General features: G+C 70.0%; 19 protein-coding genes. 7 read left to right on the forward strand and 12 right to left on the reverse strand.

What is annotated here, in order from left to right; genetic code table 11:
* The first annotated feature begins 139 nt into the window (after window positions 1-139).
* The gene (locus tag BKN37_RS17760) at window positions 140-1,222 is read left to right on the forward strand and encodes an acyl-CoA dehydrogenase family protein (protein WP_071028244.1); all 1,083 of its coding nucleotides are present in this window, start codon (window positions 140-142) and stop codon (window positions 1,220-1,222) included.
* 4 nt (window positions 1,223-1,226) lie between these two features.
* On the opposite strand, the gene BKN37_RS17765 is transcribed toward BKN37_RS17760, so the two are convergent.
* Entirely contained in the window at window positions 1,227-2,057 is an 831-nt protein-coding gene (locus tag BKN37_RS17765) for an IclR family transcriptional regulator (RefSeq protein WP_242657286.1), read from the reverse strand.
* 87 nt (window positions 2,058-2,144) lie between these two features.
* Between BKN37_RS17765 and BKN37_RS17770 the strand changes: the two genes are divergently transcribed.
* Entirely contained in the window at window positions 2,145-2,972 is an 828-nt protein-coding gene (locus BKN37_RS17770) for an acyl-CoA dehydrogenase family protein (protein ID WP_071028246.1), read from the forward strand.
* A 15-nt stretch (window positions 2,973-2,987) separates the two neighbouring features.
* On the opposite strand, the gene BKN37_RS17775 is transcribed toward BKN37_RS17770, so the two are convergent.
* Complete coding sequence (locus tag BKN37_RS17775; protein ID WP_071028248.1) at window positions 2,988-3,770, reverse strand: SDR family NAD(P)-dependent oxidoreductase; 783 nt, start codon at window positions 3,768-3,770, stop codon at window positions 2,988-2,990.
* A 91-nt stretch (window positions 3,771-3,861) separates the two neighbouring features.
* Window positions 3,862-4,632: a glucose 1-dehydrogenase gene (locus tag BKN37_RS17780; protein ID WP_071028250.1), complete on the reverse strand. Its 771-nt coding sequence runs from the start codon at window positions 4,630-4,632 to the stop codon at window positions 3,862-3,864.
* Between the two features lie 98 nt (window positions 4,633-4,730).
* On the opposite strand from BKN37_RS17780, the gene BKN37_RS17785 reads away from it, so the two are divergent.
* A complete protein-coding gene (locus BKN37_RS17785; protein WP_071028252.1) occupies window positions 4,731-6,347 on the forward strand; it encodes a flavin-containing monooxygenase in 1,617 nt (538 codons plus the stop codon).
* Here the strand turns inward: BKN37_RS17785 and BKN37_RS17790 are convergent.
* Entirely contained in the window at window positions 6,299-7,162 is an 864-nt protein-coding gene (locus BKN37_RS17790) for an SDR family oxidoreductase (RefSeq protein ID WP_071028254.1), read from the reverse strand. The two genes, BKN37_RS17785 and BKN37_RS17790, sit on opposite strands and share 49 nt — an antisense overlap.
* 109 nt (window positions 7,163-7,271) lie before the next feature.
* Here BKN37_RS17790 and BKN37_RS17795 point away from each other — a divergent pair, with 109 nt between their 5' ends.
* Window positions 7,272-8,456, forward strand: coding sequence for an acyl-CoA dehydrogenase family protein (locus BKN37_RS17795; RefSeq protein ID WP_071028256.1), 1,185 nt, complete (start codon window positions 7,272-7,274; stop codon window positions 8,454-8,456).
* Between the two features lie 94 nt (window positions 8,457-8,550).
* Here BKN37_RS17795 and BKN37_RS17800 read toward each other — a convergent pair whose 3' ends face one another.
* A complete protein-coding gene (locus BKN37_RS17800; RefSeq protein ID WP_071028258.1) occupies window positions 8,551-9,822 on the reverse strand; it encodes an amidohydrolase family protein in 1,272 nt (423 codons plus the stop codon).
* Between the two features lie 98 nt (window positions 9,823-9,920).
* Here BKN37_RS17800 and BKN37_RS17805 point away from each other — a divergent pair, with 98 nt between their 5' ends.
* Window positions 9,921-10,814, forward strand: coding sequence for an NAD(P)-dependent oxidoreductase (locus tag BKN37_RS17805; RefSeq protein ID WP_071028261.1), 894 nt, complete (start codon window positions 9,921-9,923; stop codon window positions 10,812-10,814).
* Here BKN37_RS17805 and BKN37_RS17810 read toward each other — a convergent pair.
* Together BKN37_RS17810 and BKN37_RS17815 are read right to left on the reverse strand one after the other, a co-directional pair.
* On the reverse strand, window positions 10,791-11,624 hold the full coding sequence (locus BKN37_RS17810) for an SDR family oxidoreductase (protein WP_071028263.1): 834 nt from the start codon (window positions 11,622-11,624) through the stop codon (window positions 10,791-10,793). The two genes, BKN37_RS17805 and BKN37_RS17810, sit on opposite strands and share 24 nt — an antisense overlap.
* Before the next feature lie 9 nt (window positions 11,625-11,633).
* Complete coding sequence (locus BKN37_RS17815) at window positions 11,634-12,554, reverse strand: enoyl-CoA hydratase (RefSeq protein WP_071028264.1); 921 nt, start codon at window positions 12,552-12,554, stop codon at window positions 11,634-11,636.
* A 126-nt stretch (window positions 12,555-12,680) separates the two neighbouring features.
* On the opposite strand from BKN37_RS17815, the gene BKN37_RS28410 reads away from it, so the two are divergent.
* Together BKN37_RS28410 and BKN37_RS17820 are read left to right on the forward strand one after the other, a co-directional pair.
* Complete coding sequence (locus tag BKN37_RS28410; protein ID WP_095407126.1) at window positions 12,681-12,845, forward strand: hypothetical protein; 165 nt, start codon at window positions 12,681-12,683, stop codon at window positions 12,843-12,845.
* The gene (locus BKN37_RS17820) at window positions 12,846-14,306 is read left to right on the forward strand and encodes an alpha,alpha-trehalose-phosphate synthase (UDP-forming) (RefSeq protein WP_071028266.1); all 1,461 of its coding nucleotides are present in this window, start codon (window positions 12,846-12,848) and stop codon (window positions 14,304-14,306) included.
* On the opposite strand, the gene BKN37_RS17825 is transcribed toward BKN37_RS17820, so the two are convergent.
* The 5 genes from BKN37_RS17825 to BKN37_RS17845 form a co-directional block, all read right to left on the reverse strand.
* On the reverse strand, window positions 14,254-14,760 hold the full coding sequence (locus BKN37_RS17825; RefSeq protein ID WP_071028268.1) for a hypothetical protein: 507 nt from the start codon (window positions 14,758-14,760) through the stop codon (window positions 14,254-14,256). The genes BKN37_RS17820 and BKN37_RS17825 overlap by 53 nt on opposite strands.
* Before the next feature lie 23 nt (window positions 14,761-14,783).
* Window positions 14,784-15,266 (reverse strand): mammalian cell entry protein, encoded by a 483-nt coding sequence (locus tag BKN37_RS17830; RefSeq protein WP_071028269.1) that lies wholly within the window; start codon window positions 15,264-15,266, stop codon window positions 14,784-14,786.
* Window positions 15,266-15,955: a mammalian cell entry protein gene (locus tag BKN37_RS17835; protein WP_071028272.1), complete on the reverse strand. Its 690-nt coding sequence runs from the start codon at window positions 15,953-15,955 to the stop codon at window positions 15,266-15,268. The genes BKN37_RS17830 and BKN37_RS17835 overlap by 1 nt, the downstream gene beginning before the upstream one ends.
* Window positions 15,955-17,691, reverse strand: a complete 1,737-nt coding sequence (locus BKN37_RS17840) for an MCE family protein (protein WP_071028274.1) — start codon at window positions 17,689-17,691, stop codon at window positions 15,955-15,957. Before BKN37_RS17840 ends, BKN37_RS17835 begins: the two co-directional genes overlap by 1 nt.
* Window positions 17,691-18,645: MCE family protein (locus BKN37_RS17845; RefSeq protein ID WP_071028278.1), on the reverse strand; the 955-nt coding region annotated here is incomplete at its 5' end. The genes BKN37_RS17845 and BKN37_RS17840, both read right to left, overlap by 1 nt.

Here is an 18,645-nt window from a genome sequence, read left to right on the forward strand (position 1 = left end):
CCGCCAGCGCCCGAACCGCGGCAACGAGCTGATCAGGGGGCATGCCCGGACCGCCGTACCGGGCCGGCTGCAGCAGCCGCCAATCCGGGGTCTGGTGCGCGGCCACACCGAATGGTATCCACGACGCGGAGGCGATGCGATGAACGACGTGCTGGAGGCGGTGCGCCCGCTGCTGCCCGCCATCGCCGCGGCCGCCGCCGACGTCGACCGGTACGGGGCCGTCGACCCCGCCGTCATCGCGGGCCTGGCCGATGCCGGGGTGTTCGCGATGCTGCAGCCGACCGCGTTCGGCGGCGGGCAGGCCGAACCGGACGACTACCTGGCCGTGGTCCGGGACATCGCCGCGGCGTGCACCTCGACCGGCTGGCTGGCCGGCATGTTCGCGGTAACCGCGTGGCATCTGGCGCTTTTCGATCACCGGGCGCAGCAGGACGTGTGGGCAACCGACCCGGGGGCGTTGCTGTGCGCGTCCTACGGGCCCACCGGCCGGCTGGAGCCGGTCGGCGACGGCTTCCGGCTGACGGGGCGGTGGAGCCGCTGCGCCGGGGTGCGGCACGCGTCGTGGTTGATCGCCGGCGCGCTGGTCGTCGGCGCCGACGGCGCCGCCGAAGACTTCACCGTGGCGGTGGTGCCCCGCACCGATTACGTCGTCGAACCGGTCTGGAACGCGGTGGGGTTGCGGGGAATCGGCGCCGACGAGGTCGTGGTGTCCGGGGCCACCGTGCCCCGCTACCGCACCTTCGGCTGGGTCAGCGCGGAGCAACGCGGCGAGCTGGCCGCGCTGTACCGGCTTCCGCAGCCCACGCTATACACCCACGCCGGGACCACCCCGGTGCTCGGCGCCGCGCTCGGGCTGCTCGCCGGGCGCGCCACCACGGCCTGCCCGCCGTTGAGCCCGGTCGCGCTGGCCGGCGCCGACCTGACCCTGTCGGTGCTCCAAATGCGCCGCAACCTAACCGAACTCATGGACTGCGCGCGCGCCGACGCCAGCCCGGACGCGGCGTTGATGCTGCGGGCCCGACGCGATCAGGTGCTGTCCTTCGAGCGGGCCATGAACGCGGTGCGGCTGTTCATCGGACAATCCGACGACGACGGCCGGGCCGAACGGGTGTGGCGGGATGTGCAGACCGCGCGCATGCATGTCGCCAACGACGTCGACCGGGTGCTGGCGGTGGTCGGCGAGTTCGCGTTCGGGTTGCCGGTCGACGAGTTCATCTTGTGAGCGGTCACACCCAGGCGTCGGAGGACAGGGTGCGCAGCACCCGGGACAGCATGCTGTCGGTGTCGGCGGCGGCTTGCGCGGTGGTGTCGGTGTCGACGCGGCCGAGCTGCTGGGAGATGCGGCCGGCGGCCCGCATCACGAACGGGGCGGTGCGCTGCAGCCGGGGCATCGGCACCGCACCGGTCAGCGACAGGCCGGCGATCTCCCCGTCGCCGGTGCGGATCGGCGCCGCAACACTGCACAGGCCGACCGCCAATTCCTCGGTGTCGTAGGCCAACCCGTGCCGGGACCGGATCCGGGCCAACTCCTGATGCAGCGTCGGCAGGTCGGCGATGGTGGCCCGGGTCCGTTTGCGCAGCGGGTGGGCCACCACCGCGTCCACCTCTTCGGCGTGCAGCTGCGCCAGCATGGCTTTGCCCAACGCACTGGCGTGCGCCGGGGTGCGCCCGGCGACCCGGGTCGGCACCAGCGCACCGCTGTCCCCGGCGACCTTGTCGAGGTAGACGACGTCACCGCCGAGCAGCACCCCGAGGTGGACCACCAGCCCGGTGTCGGCGTGCAGCCGGGTCAGCGTCGCCGACGCCGCCCCGCGCAGCTCGGCGTGGTCCATCATCCGGCCCACCGGCAGCGGGGAGGCGGCGATGCAGTAGCCGTCGGGCCGATGCTGCAGCAGCCCAACCGCATACAGCTGTTTGAGGATGCGGTGCACCGACGACCGAGGCAGCCCGGTGCGGGACACCACCTGATCGAGGCGCAGCCGTTTACCGGGGTCGTCGAACAGGTTCATGATCAGCGCGACCCGGGCCACCATCGAGGTGGTGTCGGCAGTCGCCATCGCCGGCCTCCTCACGTTCGAACCAAACAATCCCACTCAGCGAGATCAGAGGGCAACCCCGCAACCGGGTCGTTGACGATGAGGGGCATGACCCCACAGGTGTTCGCCGCGATCGAAGGCTGCGCCGCGCGGCTGCGGTCGTCCGATCGGCTGGACGCCGCGGCGGTGGCGGTGCTGCGCGGCACCGGGGTGGCCCGCATGCTGCAACCGGAGGATTATGGCGGCTTCGCAACACATCCGGGCGATTTCGCGGAGGCGGTGATGACGCTCGCCGCCCTGCACGGCCCAGCCGGGTGGGTCGCCGGCATGGTGGGCGTGGCCGGCTGGCAGTTGGCGATGGCACCGCGGCGGGGGCGCGACGAAGTGTGGGAGGCCGACGCCGACACCTGGGTGACCTCGGTGTTGGAGCCGGCGGGGACGCTGACCCCGGCCGCCGACGGCTACCGGCTCACCGGGTGCTGGCCGGCCGGGTTGGGCATCGACCACGGCGACTGGGTGCTGCTGGGCGCCCGGCTCGACGGCGGACCCCGGCGAGTACACGTGTTGGTGCCGCGCGCGGAACTGCGGATCGTCGCCGAGTCGCACGTCGTCGTCGCGGGCGCCGCCGTGCCCGGGTACCGGGTGCTGGACTACCACGCCCTCGTCAGCGGCGCCGCCGCGGCCGGGCTGCGGAACCCGATCTACCGCATGCCGTTTCGCATCATCTATCCGCTCGGGGTCGGCGCGGCCGTGATCGGCATGGCCGAAGGCGCGCTGGCACGCCACCCGCACGACGGCGCGGCCGCCGAGATCCGGGCCGCGCGCGTGGCGCTGCTCGACACCGTCACAAAATCCTTCTTCGCCGCGCTGGACGGCGGCCTGGACACCGTTGACTCTGCGCTGAGGGCGGGTTTGTGCGAGATGGCCGCGCCCTAGCCGCAGAGTCAACGCTTAGGCGTGGGTGCCGCCGTCGATGCGGATTTCGGTGCCGGTGATAAATGCCCCGTCGTCGGACACCAGCATCGCGACCACCCCGGCCACCGCCGCCGGGTCGCCCATCGGGGCGCCGCTGGATTCCAGGGTGGTGGGCAGAATCGGCGACAGCTTGGCCAACAGCGACCAGTCGGAGTCCGGCGGCAGGTAGCCGCCGGTGGCGTCGGTGATGCCGGATTTGATGCTGCCCGGCGCCACGCACACCGCCCGCACCCCTTGTTTCCCGTACTCCAGCGCCAGCGCGTGGGTGAAGGACTGGATGCCGCCCTTGCTGGCGGCGTAGGCCGCCATGTAGGGGTGGGCGAACGTCGCCGAGGTCGAGCTGAAGTTGACGATCACGCTGGTGTCGTTGGCCAGCAGCGCCGGCAGCGCCTCCCGCACTACCAGGAAGGTGCCGGTCAGGTTGATGCCGATGATCTGGTTCCACAACTGCAGGCTCATGTCGTGGGTGTGGGCCGCGCGCAGGACGCCGGCCGCGTTGACCACCGCATCCAGCCCGCCCAGCGTTTGGATGGCCGCGGCGACGCCGTCGATCACCGAGCCCTCGTCGGCGATGTCGAGCTCCAGCGTGGTCAGCCGGTCGGCGGAGTCGGCGTGCGCCCGGGTGGTCGCCAGGCCCTGCGCCGCGACGTCGGCGGCGACCACCGCGGCGCCCTCCTCCAGCAGCCGCAGCGCGGTGGCCTGCCCAATGCCCGACGCGGCGCCGGTCACCAGGATCCGGCGGCGATCCAGTCGATTCATCTCGGTCCTTCGTCTAGCGCCGAATGTGGACTTATGTCACGCACCGAGCATGGGTAGCGTGACCCAAGACCACACTCGGCGGCAGACAAGCTCACTGTCCCATAACGTATTTCACGGTCGGTCCGGCCGTCCAGCCGCCGTCGACGGCGATTTCGGCGCCGGTGATGTAGGCCGCGTCGTCGGAGAGCAAGAAGCCGACCGCCCCGGCGATCTCCTCGGGCGCGCCGACCCGGCCCATCGGGGTGTTCGGATAGTTGCCCTCCCCGGGCTGGATGCCGACCTGCTCGGTCATCGGGGTGTAGGTCATCCCGGGATGCACCGAGTTGACCCGGATGTGGTCGGTGGCCAGTTCCACCGCCGCGATCTTCGTCAGGCCCCGCACCCCCCACTTCGAGGCGCCGTACCCGGCGGTCAGCGCCAGCCCGAACAGCCCGGCCGCCGAGGAGATGTTGACGATCGAGCCGCCGCCGGCCGCCCGCATCGGCGCGATCACCGCCTGGATGCCGCTGAACACCCCGACCAGGTTGATCTCCAGCACGCTGCGGAAGTGCTCGACGGGTTCGTGCTCGACGAACTGGCCGGTCGCCACCCCGGCGTTGTTCACCAGGCCGGTCAGGGTGCCGAACTCGGCGAGCGTGACCTGCACGGCAGTCGCCCACCCGGCGGGGTCGGTGACGTCGAGGTGGGTATACCGGGCGGGCCCGCCGAGTTCGTTCGCGAGTCGCTGCCCCTCCTCGTCGAGCAGGTCGGCGATCACCACCTGCCCGCCGCCGGCGACGATGCGGCGCGCGAACGCCGCCCCCAGGCCGCGGGAACCACCGGTGACGAGAACGACTTTGCCGTTGAGCTGAGCTGTAGTCATGCCAGCACCCAAACACATCGACCGGTGTCCGGGTGTCAGTTCCCACTGAGCGAGACAACCGCTGTCGGGGCCCGGTGTCACCCGTAACGTCGCCGGGCATGAGGACGACCGTCGATGTCGTGGTAGTCGGCGCGGGTTTCGCCGGCCTGTACGCCCTGCACCGGCTGCGCCGCGACGGGCTGAGCGTGCGGGTGTTCGAGGCGGCCGACGGGGTCGGCGGCGTGTGGTACTGGAACCGCTACCCCGGGGCGCGCTGCGACGTGGAAAGCGTCGACTACTCCTATTCGTTCGACAACCAGCTGCAGCAGGACTGGGACTGGAGCGAGAAGTACGCCACCCAACCGGAGATCCTGCGCTACCTCAACCACGTCGCCGACCGGTTCGATCTGCGCCGCGGCATCAGCTTCGGCACCCGGGTGACCGAGCTGGTGCTCGACGAGGCCGCGCTGCGCTGGACGGTGCGCACCGATGCCGGCGATGTGGTGTCGGCCCGGTTCTGCGTGCTGGCCGTCGGCCCGCTGTCGAACGCCAACATCCCGGCGATCGACGGGCTGGGCTCGTTCGCCGGCGAGGTGTACCACACCGCCGCCTGGCCGCACGACGGCGTGGATTTCACCGGCAAACACGTCGGGGTGATCGGCACCGGATCCTCCGGCATTCAAGCGATCCCGTGTATTGCGGCGCAGGCCGCGCGGCTGCACGTGTTCCAGCGCACCGCCAACTACAGCGTGCCGGCCGGCAATGTGCCACTCGACGACGCCACCCGCCGCGCCCACAAGACCGGCTACCCCGAACGCCGCCGGTTATCGATGGCCAGCGGCGGCGGGTCCCCGCACCAACCGCACCCCAAGTCCGCGCTGGAGGTCAGCGACGCGGAGCGCCAGGCGGCCTACGAGGCCCGCTGGCAGCTGGGCGGGGTGCTGTTTTCCAAGACGTTCCCCGACCAGATGCTGTCGGTGGCGGCCAACGACACCGCCCGGCGGTTCTGGGAGGACAAGGTGCGCGCGATCATCGACGACCCGGCCGTCGCCGAGGCGCTGATCCCCCGCGATCACCCGATCGGCGCCAAACGGATCTGCACCGACGACAACTACTACCAGACGTTCAACCGCGACCACGTGCAGTTGGTGAACCTGCGCGCCACCCCGATCCAGCGCATCGACGCCACCGGGCTGCACACCACCGATAGCCACTACCGGCTGGATGCGCTGGTGTTGGCCACCGGGTTTGACGCGATGACCGGCTCGGTCGCCAAGATCAACATCGTCGGCCGCGGCGGAACCACACTCAACGACGCCTGGGCGCACGGCCCGCTGACCTACCTCGGGCTGGGCGTGCCGGGGTTCCCGAACCTGTTCAACCTGACCGGGCCGGGCAGCCCGTCGGTGCTGGCCAACATGGTGCTGCACTCCGAGCTGCACGTGGACTGGGTGGCCGACGCGATCGGCTACCTGGCCGCCCACGGCGCCGCCGGGCTGGAGGCGCGGGCCGACGCCGCCGCGGACTGGGGCGCTGAATGCACCCGCCGTGCCGCGGACACCCTGATGCCGCAGGCGAATTCGTGGTATCTGGGCGCCAATATCGCCGGTAAGCCGCGGGTGTTCATGCCGTTCGTCGGCGGCTTCGGGGTCTACGGCCAGATCATCGCCGACGTCGCCGCCGCCGGCTACAAGGGCTTCGATGTCCTGGAGAACGCCCGCATCCGCAGCAGGTAGCCGGCCAGCCGCCGCGCCGGGACCGCCTTGGGCCAATCGTCGGCACGGAAGTAGGCGTCGGAGCCGCCGTCGACGAAGACGACGCTGCCACATAGGAAGTCGGCGGCCTCCGACAGCATGAACAGCATCCAGTCAGCCAGCTGGTCGGGGTCGCCGAAGCCGCCGACCGGCACCGGGAAGGCGCGGATCGCCTTGGCCTCCCGCGGTGTCGCCAGTTGCTTCTCCAGCAGCGGCGTCATGATCGCGCCCGGCGCAAGCGCGTTGAGGCGAATCCCCGCACCGGCCCACTCCGGGGTCACCGCGTGTCGGCGCACCCATCGGGCTACCGCGATTTTCGAACCCGCATAGGCCAGCGACGGGGCACCCGGGCCGAACAGGCGCAGCGACCGCACCGCCTTCTCGACATCGCCGGCGAGCAGGGCGCGCACCGTCCGGCGCGGCACCGCGGGCACCGTGGTGGTGGAGTTGCTGGCGATGACAACGACTTTGGCGGCGCCCGCGGCGGCCAGCGCCGGGCGCCACGCGGTCAGCAGGTCCACCACGCCGCGGTAGTTCACCTGGAAGATCAGCCGGGGACGGTCGGCGCCCGGGGTGGGCCCCAGGCCGGCCGCCAGCACCGCGCCGTCCAGTCGGCCGTCCGCCGCGGCCAGCACCTGCTCGGCCGCGGTGGCGCGGCCCGCCGGGGTGGACAGATCCGCGACGACGTCGGCGTCGCGCAGGTCGACCCCGATCACGGTGTGGCCGGCGGCCCGCAACTTCTCCGCGGCGGCGCGGCCCATGCCCGACGCCGACCCGGTCACCGCATACACGCCCACGAAACGTCCTCCTCCGGATTTTTTGGTTCCACTCACCGGGATCGCCGAAACCCTCACCATGACTAGCAGGACACCATCACTCTGCGGCCCATGACGTAAGGACGACAGTATGACCGAGCGGGTAATCGACCGGCTGATGGACATCGCCGACCAACTGCGCGAGCAGGCCGGCGAAGCCGAGAAGATCGGCCGGCTGACCGATCGAACGGTGAAGGCGATGAAGAGCGCGGGCTCGATTCGGCTGTTGCAGTCGGCCCGGCACGGCGGGTACGAGGCGCATCCGCGCGAGTGGGCCGAGACCGTGATGGCCACCGCGGCGCTGGACCCGTCGGCGGGCTGGGTCACCGGTGTGGTCGGCGTGCACCCCTACCAACTCGCCTACGCCGACCCGCGGGTCGGCGAGGAAGTGTGGGCCGAGGACATCGACACCTGGATGGCGTCGCCGTACGCGCCGCAAGGAGTGGCCAAGCCCGTCGACGGCGGCTACCTGTTCAACGGGCGCTGGCAGTTCAGCTCCGGCACCGACCACTGCAACTGGATCATTCTCGGCGCGATGCTCGGTGACGCGCAGGGCGCACCGGTGATGCCGCCGCAGATGCTGCACATGATCTTGCCGCGCAAGGATTACGAGATCGTCGACGACTCGTGGGATGTGGTGGGGCTCCGGGGAACCGGCTCCAAGGATGTCATCGTCCGCGACGCGTTCGTCCCGACCTACCGGACGATGGACGCGACCAAGGTGATGGACGGCACCGCCCAGCGGGAAGCCGGGATGACCAAGCCGCTGTACCTGATGCCGTGGTCGACGATGTTCCCGCTGGGCATCTCCGCGGCGACCGTCGGGATCGCCGAGGGCGCGCTGGCCGCCCACCTGGACTACCAGCGGGAACGCGTCGGCGCCACCGGGACCGCGATCAAGGACGACCCCTACGTCATGTACGCCGTCGGCGAGGCGGCCGCCGACATCAACGCCGCCCGCCAAGAGCTGCTGGCCAACGTGGACCGCATTTACGACATCGTGGCGGCGGGCAAGGAGGTGTCGTTCGCGGACCGCGCGGCCGGTCGCCGCACCCAGGTGCGCGCTGTGTGGCGCGCGGTGTCGGCGGTCGACGAGATCTTCGCCCGCTCGGGCGGCAACGCGGCCCGTATGGACAAACCGTTGCAACGGTATTGGCGCGACGTGCACGTCGGCCACCTGCACGCGATTCACGTGCCCGGCACCATCTACCACGCGTCGGCGCTGAGCTCGCTGGGTATCGATCCGCCCGAGGGCCCGCTGCGGGCGTTGATCTAAAACGTTGGTGGGGCGTACGCGGCGCGACTGGGAATCTGGCGACGCGACACGCCGCTGGGCCGTCGTCAGATTCCCACTCGGCCCGAGCGGACGGTCACCCGCGCGCCGGCGCCAACCGTTTGAGCGCCAGCCCGCCTTCGAACGGCCGGTAGCCGAACGCGCCGGGGGCGCGATAACCGGTGTCCCCCAACGGCGTGTGCACCTCGGCGACACTCGGCCCGATCTTGGCGGCGACCGGCGCCAACGCCTCGAGGTCGAACCGGTACAGCCGACCCGCGTTGCCGCCCAGGATCTTGCGGCACTCGTCTTCCGACCGGTCGTGCAGGGCCCAGCGGATGGCCAGCTTGGACTGGGGCGCGAAGCCCTCCTCGTGCGGATAGTCGCTGCCCCACATGATGTGGTCGGCCCCCAGGAAATCGATCATCGTCGCGTCGTAGGGCGCCAGTTCGCTGGCCAGGTAGCAGTTCCGTTGGGCGTATTCGCTCGGGCTCAGGGTCAGCGCGTCGACCGACGACCCGCCGAACATGCCGTAGGTGCGGTTGTGCGCCTCGGACTTCATGGTGGGCACCATGGCGTCGAGGACGGCCAGCTGCTGTGGCACCCACAGCGTGCCCTGCTCGGTCGGCACGAACCGCAGCGTCGGATGACGCTCGAACACGCCGGCCAGGATCAGGTGCCCCAGGGTGCGCTGCGCCCACAGCGCCATCTCGGTGACCAACACCGCGTTGGAGGCCGGCTGGTCCATCGGCATCTCCGGGCTGCCGGCGCCGGCGTGCTGCACCACGGTCAGGTCCAGCTCCGCGCACAGCGCCCAGATCGGTTCGTAGCGGGTGTGGAACAGCGGCGCGACGTGCGGGTCGCCCGGCGACACCGGCGGGATGAGCACGCCCCCGAAGCAGGCCTGTTCGGCACCCCAGCGGATCTCGTCGCACGCCCGCTCGACGTCGTTGGGAAAGACCTGGATCAGCCCGCGGCGCCGGGTTGGGGCCAGCGCACAGAAGTCGACCTGCCATCGGTTGTGGGCCTGCACACCCGCCCACCGCTGTTCGAACTCGTCGCGGGTGCGAGGCAGGCTGATGGTGATGTTGGGGGTGGTCGGGAAGAACGGCGGAACGGTGTTGGGCAGCAGCACCTCGCCGGCCACCCCGTCGGCGTCCATGTCCGCGATCCGCAGCTGGTGGTCCCAGTTGCGGGCGGCGGTGGCGACGATCAGGTCATCGAACGGGCTGGTGTAGGCCTGGGCCCAGGCGTCGAACTCGTCGTGCAGTGCCGCCGGTAGATACGGCTTGTAGTCATACAGATCGGCCCCGGCGTGGGTGTCGGTCGAGATGACGACGTAGCGATCGATCGTGTCCCATTGAGCCATGGTGTCCTCCGCTTCGGTGTTATTAAACGTAGCCTCGCAACTGGTCTCATGACCGCAAGACCGTCATCTCACTGAGCGAAACACGGCATGGTGGAGATATGGACATCGGATTTATCGGCCTGGGCAATATGGGGGCGCCCATGGCCACCAACCTGCTGCGCGCCGGTCACCGCGTCACCGCCTACAACCGGTCCCGCGCTAAAGCCGAGCCGGTGGCGGACCAAGGCGCCCGGGTGGTCGACACCGTCGCGGAGGCCTGCCGGGGCGACGCGGTGCTGACGATGCTGGCCAACGACGACGCCGTCGAGCAGGTCACGTTCGGCGGGCACGGCGTCCTGGCGTCGCTGCCGCCGGGCGCCACCCACATCTCCTGCAGCACCATCAGCGTGGATCTGGCCCAACGGCTGACCGCCGCGCACGCCGACGCCGGGCAGCACTACGTGGCGGCGCCGGTGTTCGGCCGGCCCGAGGCCGCCGCCGCCGCACAGCTTTTCGTGGTCGCCGCGGGCGCACCGGCGGTGCTGGAGCCGTTGACCGCGCTGTTCGACGCGATCGGTCAGCGCACCTTCGTGGTGTCCGAGCAGCCACACGCCGCCAACCTGGTGAAGCTGTCCGGCAACTTCCTGCTCGCCACCGTCATCGAGTCGCTCGGCGAGGCCATCGCGTTGGTCGACAAGGCGGGGGTGGACCGGCTGGCCTACGTCGACATCCTCACCGCGACGCTGTTCGACGCGCCCGCCTACCACACCTACGGCGGGCTGATCGCCCGCCAACAATTCCAGCCGGCCGGGTTCGCGGCGACGCTGGGCCTCAAGGATGTCCGGTTGGCGCTGGAGGCCGCCGAGGAATTGCGGGTGCCGCTGCCGCTGGGCAGCCTGCTGCGCGACCGCTTCCTGACGCTGCTGGCCAACGGCGGCGGGCAGCTGGACTGGTCGGCCCTCGCCACCCTGGCCGCCCGGGATGCCGGGCTAGCCGCGCACCACCCCGCGTAACCCGTCGGCCCCGAACACCGGCTCCAGCATCGCGGAAAAGTCCGGGCCGCGGCGCAGCATCTGGCCGCCGTCGACGTTGATGACCTGCCCGGTGATCCAGCTGGACGCATCGCTGAGCAAAAACAGCGCCAGGTTGGCGATGTCGTCGACCTCACCGATCCGCGGCAGCGGGGTGCAGACCCGGTAGTCCTCGCTGAGCTCCGGCGATTCCATGATCGGCGCCACCAGGTCGGTGCGGGTCAGGCCCGGGCGAATGCTGTTGACCCGCACCCATGAAGCGCCCAGCTCGTCGGCGGCCAGCCGCATCATGTGGTCGACTGCGGACTTGGTCACCCCGTAGGCACCGAACCAGCGGTGGGTGTTGCTCGCCGCGATCGACGAGATCCCGACGAACGAGCCGCCGCCACCGCGGACCAGTTCGCAACCGGCGTGCTTGAGCACGTACATGGTGCCGTTGATGTTGAGGTCGACGGTGCGCCGCCAGGCGTTGGAGTCGATTTGGGTGATCGGCCCGATGGTCTCCGAGCCGCCCGCGCAGTGCACCACCCCGTGCAGCCGGTCATGCCAGGCGGTGACCGCGTCGACGGCCGCCGCGGCCTCGTCCTCGTCGGTGACGTCGGCGCGCAGATAGCGGATCGCCCCGCCGTCGAGGGCTTCGATCTCGCGGGCGGCGGCCAGCAGTTTCTCGGCGTTGCGGCCGACGATCATCACGTTGGCGCCGGCTTCCACCAGCGCGGCCGCGACCGCCTTGCCGATGCCGCTGCCGCCGCCGGTGACCAGGTAGGTCCGGTCCTCGAACGAAAGCTCCACGCTAACCCCTTACGGCGTGTCGGGCCGGGCCGGCTGGGCGGGTTTGGCGGTCCGCCAGTCCTCGACGTCGGGCGGCAAGCCGACCGGGAATCGGTTCTCGTTGTGGGCCGCCCAGTGCGCATGCCCGAGTTCGTGGATGTGGAATCCGTGCCGCAGCGCCTCGGTGAACCCCATCGCGTCGGCGGCGGCGTTGACCGAGTCCTTGATCAGCAGCGCCGCCATGGTGGGCCGCTCGGCGATGCGCCGCGCGAACGCCAGGGTCTTGTCCTCCAGTTCGTCGCGGGGAAAGACCTTGGACACCATGCCCAGCCGGTAGGCCTCCTCGGCGTCGAGGTAATCCCCGGTCAACAGCAGCTCTTTGGCCTTGCGCGGCCCGAATTCCCAAGGATGTGCATAGTATTCGACGCCCGGCATCCCCATCCGCACCCCAACCACATCGGAGAACTTGGCGTTGTCGGCGGCCACGATCAGGTCGCAGGCCCAGATCAGCATCAGCCCCGCCGAGATCGCGTTGCCCTGCACCGAGGCGATGGTGATCTTGCGCAGGTCGCGCCACCGGCGGGTGTTCTCGAAGTAGAAGTGCCACTCCTGCAGATAGGTCTTCTCCGCGACGCCGTCCCGGGTGGCGCCGTGCGACCGGAACGTCGGGTGCTGCGCCGGGCCGGGCTGGCGCTCCAGCAACGCCTCCTCGGAGCCCAGGTCGTGGCCGGCGGAGAAGTTCTTGCCGCGGGCCGCCAGGATCACCACCCGCACGTCGTCGTCGGCCTCGGCGCGGCAAAACGCCTCGTCGAGCTGGACCAGCAAGGTGCGGTTCTGCGCGTTGTGCGCGTCGGGTCGGTTCAACCAGATCCGGGCGATCCGGCCGTCGTCGAGGGTTTCGTATGTCACCAGGTCAGCCGTGCTGCTGCCGGCCTGTTCCGCTGTTGCCATGGGTGCCCACCTCGCTCGTGATCGATCGCCTCTGATGTTTGCACATTACGGGCAGCGTGTAATGCCGCACCCACCCCGGTGCCGCGCAACTCGTCGCCCCCGCCGCGTTTCGCATACAGTGAGGTCATGCCTGCTAAATCTGACCCCGCCGAAATCGGCGACGTGGAACCGCTGGCCGACAGTACGGCAAACCAGGCCAGGCGGGTGGTCGCCGCATACGCCACCGACGCCGACGAGTGCCGGGTGTTTCTGTCCATGCTCGGTATTGGGCCGTCCAAAAGCGAGACGTAAATGGCCCCGCCCGGGGATTCCGACTTCGTCGTGGTCGCCAACCGGCTGCCCATCGACATGGAGCGGCTGCCCGACGGCACCACCACCTTCAAGCGCAGCCCGGGCGGTCTGGTCACCGCGTTAGAGCCGCTGCTGCGCCGCCGCCGCGGCGCCTGGATCGGCTGGCCGGGCATCGTCGACGGCGACGAAGAACCCCTCGTCGACGAGGAGCTACACCTTCATCCGGTGCGGCTGTCCGCCGACGACGTCGCCGAATACTACGAAGGCTTCTCCAACGCCACCCTGTGGCCGCTGTACCACGACGTCATCGTCAAACCGATCTACCACCGCGAATGGTGGGACCGCTACGTCGACGTCAACCGCCGGTTCGCCGCGGCCACCTCACGCGCCGCCGCGACCGGCGCGACGGTGTGGGTGCAGGACTACCAGCTGCAGCTGGTGCCGGCGATGCTGCGCGAGCTGCGGCCCGACCTGACCATCGGCTTCTTCCTGCATATCCCGTTCCCGCCGGTGGAGCTGTTTATGCAGCTGCCGTGGCGCACCGAGATCATCGAGGGCCTGCTCGGCGCCGACCTGGTCGGGTTCCACCTGGCCGGCGGGGCGCAGAATTTCCTGTACCTGTCCCGGCGGCTGGTCGGCGCGAACACCTCCCGCGGGCTGGTCGGGGTGCGGTCCCGGTTCGGCGAGGTGGACCTGGGCCAGCGCACCGTGCGGGTGGGCGCCTTCCCGATCTCCATCGACTCCGGCGACCTGGACCGCAAGGCCCGCGGTCGCGGCATTCGGCGACGCGCCAAGGAGATCCGCGCCGAACTCGGCGACCCGCGCACCATCCTGCTCGGCGTGGACCGGTTGGACTACACCAAGGGCATCGACGTGCGGCTGAAAGCGTTCGCCGAGCTGCTCGCCGCGGGCCGGGTCAAACGCGAGGACACCGTGTTCATCCAGCTGGCCACCCCCAGCCGCGAGCGGGTGGAAAGCTACCAGTTGCTGCGCAACGACATTGAACGCCAGGTCGGTCACATCAACGGCGAATACGGTGAGGTCGGCCATCCGGTGGTGGACTACCTGCACCGGCCGATTCCCCGCGACGAGCTCATCGCGTTCTTCGTGGCCGCCGACGTCATGCTGGTCACCCCGCTGCGCGACGGAATGAACCTGGTGGCCAAGGAGTACGTCGCCTGCCGCAGCGACCTCGGCGGCGCGTTGGTGCTTTCCGAGTTCACCGGCGCCGCAGCCGAACTGCGGCAGGCCTATCTGGTCAACCCGCACGACACCGAGGGGGTCAAGGACGCCATCGAGGCGGCGATCAACCAGACCACCGAGGAGGGCCGGCGCCGGATGCGCGCGCTGCGCCGCCAAGTGCTGGCCCACGACGTGGACCGCTGGGCGCGTTCCTTTTTGGACGCGCTCAGGAGCACAGATGCTGCGGATTATCCTGACAGTTCAGCGGGTAGCGACTGACCGGGTTGGGCAGCGGTGCAACAAAGGTCAGGGTGAACGGGTGCCGGGCGATGGCCGGCCGGGAGCCGCACACCTCGTTGTGGGCGGAGCTGTAGGTCCCGTTGAGCGAATCATCGAACGAATAGGTTTCCGTGGTCGGGGCGGTACTGCCGTCCGGGCACGAAAACCCGTGCGGGGCCGTGGTCGAGTATGTCCACCGCCCGCCGACCAGCTGGAACGATCCGGTGTTGGCCGCGGTGCTGTTCACCTGCAACTTGCAGCCCACCGGCAGCTCCAGCGGGACCCGGCCGTCGCCGACAACGGGCACACACAGCGGCGTGATGGTCCAGGTTTGCGGCGCCACCCCGTCCTGGGTGTAGGTGTAGACACCTTCGATCACCTCGTCCGCCCGGGCCGGGATCGCCGACCCCAGCGACGCCAGGACGACCACCGCCGCTATGACAGCACGCCTCACCTCGCTCCTCCCGTCCCTCGACGTCAGATCGGCCTGATGTCGTTGATCAACCATTTGCCGCGGACCTTCGCGTAGTCCACCCGCACCCGACTGCCTTCATACAGCGGCTCGTTGGACTTCGAGCTCACCGTGCGGTTGACATACACCAGCACCGAACCCGATATGCGTTGCGCCGCCATGACTCCCACCCCCACCACGGTGACCTGGCTGATCACCTGTCCGCTGCGGGCCTGCGGGATGATGGTGCTGGTGGCGCGGTCTTCGAAGATGCGCCGATAGTCGGGGGTCAACAGCGGGTAGGCCTCGGTCAGGCTGGTCTCCACCGTCTGATAGTCGTAGCCCAACACCTTGGGGATCTCATCTTTAGCCAGCGGCACCAGTTCGTCGCGAGTGGTCTGCTCACCGTGCCGCTCCACCCGGTACCAGTACAGCCAGCCACCCGCCCCGGCCAGCGCGACGAAGGCGGCCGCGAGGAACCCGGCCAACCCGGAAACCAGCCACCGCACTAGTTCCCCCCGTTGGGGTACATCAGGTCATACACGCTCATGTGCTCGTCGCTGTCCTCGTGCACGATGACCCGCAGCCGGTACGGGGTCGACGGCTGGTTGTTGCCTTCCGCGTCGCTCGGGGTGACCCGAATGGCCACCAGCACCGACGCGTTATCCCTGACCTCGTCGACCCCTTCGAGGGCCGCGCCATTGACCACGGCCTCGGAGTCGGCGCCGGTCGCGCGCAGAAACGCGGCCAGGTTGGCCACGTTGTCGCCCTGGCTGAGTTTGTCATGCAGCGGTCCACTGGTGCCGTCGACAAACCGCTTCACGCTCTCGTCGAGATTCTGCTGGGTGAAGGTGAACATGTTGACCATGGTCTGCGAGGCGGTATCGACAAACCGCTGGCTCCGTGCCGCCGCGGCGTCCCCCTGCCGCTGCTGAACCGCCAACACCGCGACCAGGGACCCCAGCGCGAGCAGCACGACCAACCCCGCCACCAGCGCGAGCACCCCGACCAGCCGACCGTTGCCGGCCCGACGCGGCGGGGGCCCGGCGGGGCGGCGCACCGCCGGTTCGGTGCCGGTGCCGCGGGTCGGCGCGGCGGTCGTGGTGACCGTCGCGGCACTGCCGGTCGGGCCGGCCGCCCGCGACGCGCGCCGACGGGGCCGCGCCGCGGTCGGCGTCGACTCAGCTGCCCCCGACATCACGCCTGCCTGGGATCGAGCATCAGATCCACCCAATTCTCCGCGGGCCGCTGTTGGGGGGCGCCCGGTCCGAACACCCCCGCGCCGCCCGCCGGGTCCACGAACGTTCCGGTGCGCTGATCGTAGGTGGTGTACGCCGCGCCGCTGGCCTCGGGTGGCGGCGGCCCGGGCAGCGGTGGCTGCTCCGGCGGGGCCTGGCGTCCGTAGGGCGGCAGGCCGCCGTTGCCGCCCGGCGAGGTCGGCATGTTCTGGTCCGGCGGGGCATAGTAGGGCCCCGGCGGCGGCGGTGGCCCAGGCTCGTTGGGCGGATAGGGCAGCGGGAACGGCGGGTTGGGCGCCGGGCCCGGCCCCGCCGGCACACCCGGCGGCAGCTGCACCACCGGGGGGCCCGGGTCGTAGTCGGCCTCCGGCGGAATGTAGGGGAACTTGTTCATCGGCTCGGTCATCCGCGGGTCTTGCACCGGGGTGCTGCCGTACGGGATCGGCGGGCCGCGCCACGGGTTGCTCCCGATCGGGACGAAGCCGCGCGGGTCGCGGCACAGCTGCACGGTCGGGGCGCGTTTCCCCGGAAACTCCATACACGGGTAGTTGCGCGCGCCGCGAACCGCGGCGGGGTCGTTTTGCGCCGTCTTGCAATACAGGTCCGACGGGAGTTCCCGGATCGTTTCGTCGGCGGGGGTCCGGATATCGGGGAACGGGATGAAGCCGACCGAACACGGCGGCGGATCACCCATGTCGATCTTGAAGTCCAGCTTGGCGCCTTCGTCGACCGGCGCCCCACCCGCGACGGTGAGCAGCGCGGACATTAGCGCGGGAAAGATCACCAGCGCCTGCTCGACGGACTTGTGGTAGATGACACCGACCCGGCCCAGGTTGGCCAGGTTGGCGGCCAGCATCGGAAACGACGGCCGGATCCCGCTGAACGCGGTGTTGGCCTCATCGGTGACCCCGGGGGTCAACTGCAGCGTCGACCGGAGCTGCGGGTCGGCGTGCGCCACTTCGGTGGTGACCCGCGCCAGCGCGTCCGCGAGCGACTTGATGTTCTCGCCGCTGCGGATCTGGGCATCCAGGAACGGGCCGACCTGGTCGATCAGCTGGGTGGTTTGCCCGGAGTCGGCGTTGGCCTCGTCGATGAGCAGCCGCGACGATTCGATGAGCCGCGCCAGCTCGGGTCCGGACCCGTTGAACGCGTTGAACGTTTCCCGCAGCAGGTCTTTCAGCCGGCTGTTGGACACACTGTCGACCAGCGTCTCGGCCTGATGCAGCAGCTCGGCGATGTCCCGGCCGATCGCGGTGCGGTCCTGGCCGATCCGGGACCCGTTGTGCAGCGTGCCGACGGCTCGGGAGTTCACCGCGGCGCCCGCCGGCGGGTCGTCGCCGGGCGGGTCGTCGGCCGGCGGAACCAGATCGATGTACTGCTCGCCGATGGCGGACACGCTTTTGACGGTGGCGGTCACGTTGTCCGGGATCGGGGTCCCGGTGTTGAGCCGCATCTCCGCGTCGACGCCGTCACCGTTGAGGTGCACCGCCTGCACCCGGCCCACCGTCACACCGCGGTAGGTGACGTTGGCGTTTTTGTAAATGCCGCCACCGGCTTTGAAGTCCGCGGTGATGTTGTAGGAGCCGATGCCCAACGCGGTCGGCAGGTGCAGGTAGAACACCGTGATCGCGCCGACCGCGATCACGGTGACAAGGGCGAAGATGGACAGTTGGATGCGAGCCAGACGATCCAGCATTAGCGTGATCCCTCCTGCCCGGCGGCCGTGCGCGGCGGGATCTTGAACGGGTCCGCCGCCTGCCCCGACAGGTTGGCCATCTCGCCGATCAGGAAGTCCGGCGGGTTGAGGATCTCATCCATGTGCGGCATGTTCGGGTCGAAGGCGCCGGTGGTGAAGACGGTTTCCCCGAGCCGGCGCAGGGTGAGGTCGAAGGTGACGTAGACGTTGAGGAAGTCGCCGCGCACCGCGTTCTTGATGTAGGGACCGTAGAACGGGAACGTGGTGATGAACGGCAGCGCCTCCACCAAGTCCTGTGCCTGGTCGCCGAACGTCTTGATCACCGGGTACAGGTCCTTGAAGTCGGCGGCGAAATCGTCCTTGGTCGCGGCGAGAATCCGTGCCGCCACGGTCGCCAGGCTGCCCAACGCCCCGAACGCGTCGACGATGTGCTCGCGGTTGTCGTTGAGTACCTTCAGCGCGCCCGGCAGCGACGCGAGCGCGGCGTCCAGGCTCCTGGCGCTGCCCGCCAGCGTCCCCGCGACGCGATTAAGCCCGTCGGCGGCGGCGATGATGTCGGCGGTCTGGCGATCCAACGATCCCGCCAGGTCGGCCAAGCGGGGAATCAGCCCGGTGAAGGTCCCGCTCCGGTTGGCGATCGCCGCGTACGCCTCGTCGGTAATGTCCTGCAGCGCACCGAGATTGCCCTTGTTGACGACCATACCCAGCGAGGACAACACTTCCTCGGTGGTGGGGTACCGGCCGGTGCGGTTCAGCGGGATCTTCGAGCCCGGGCCGAGCGTACCCGCCGCGGGCTGGTCGTGCGGGGCGGCCAATTCGATGTGCTGGGAGCCCAGCAGCGAGGTCTGCGCGATTCGCGCGGTGGCGTTGGCCGGCAGGTGGACGTTGTGGTCCAGCGACAACTTGACCGCCGCGTAGAAGCTGCCGTCCGGCCGCTGCACGGCGTCTGTCTCT

This window comes from Mycobacterium talmoniae (assembly GCF_001854525.1).
Lineage (GTDB): Bacteria > Actinomycetota > Actinomycetes > Mycobacteriales > Mycobacteriaceae > Mycobacterium > Mycobacterium talmoniae.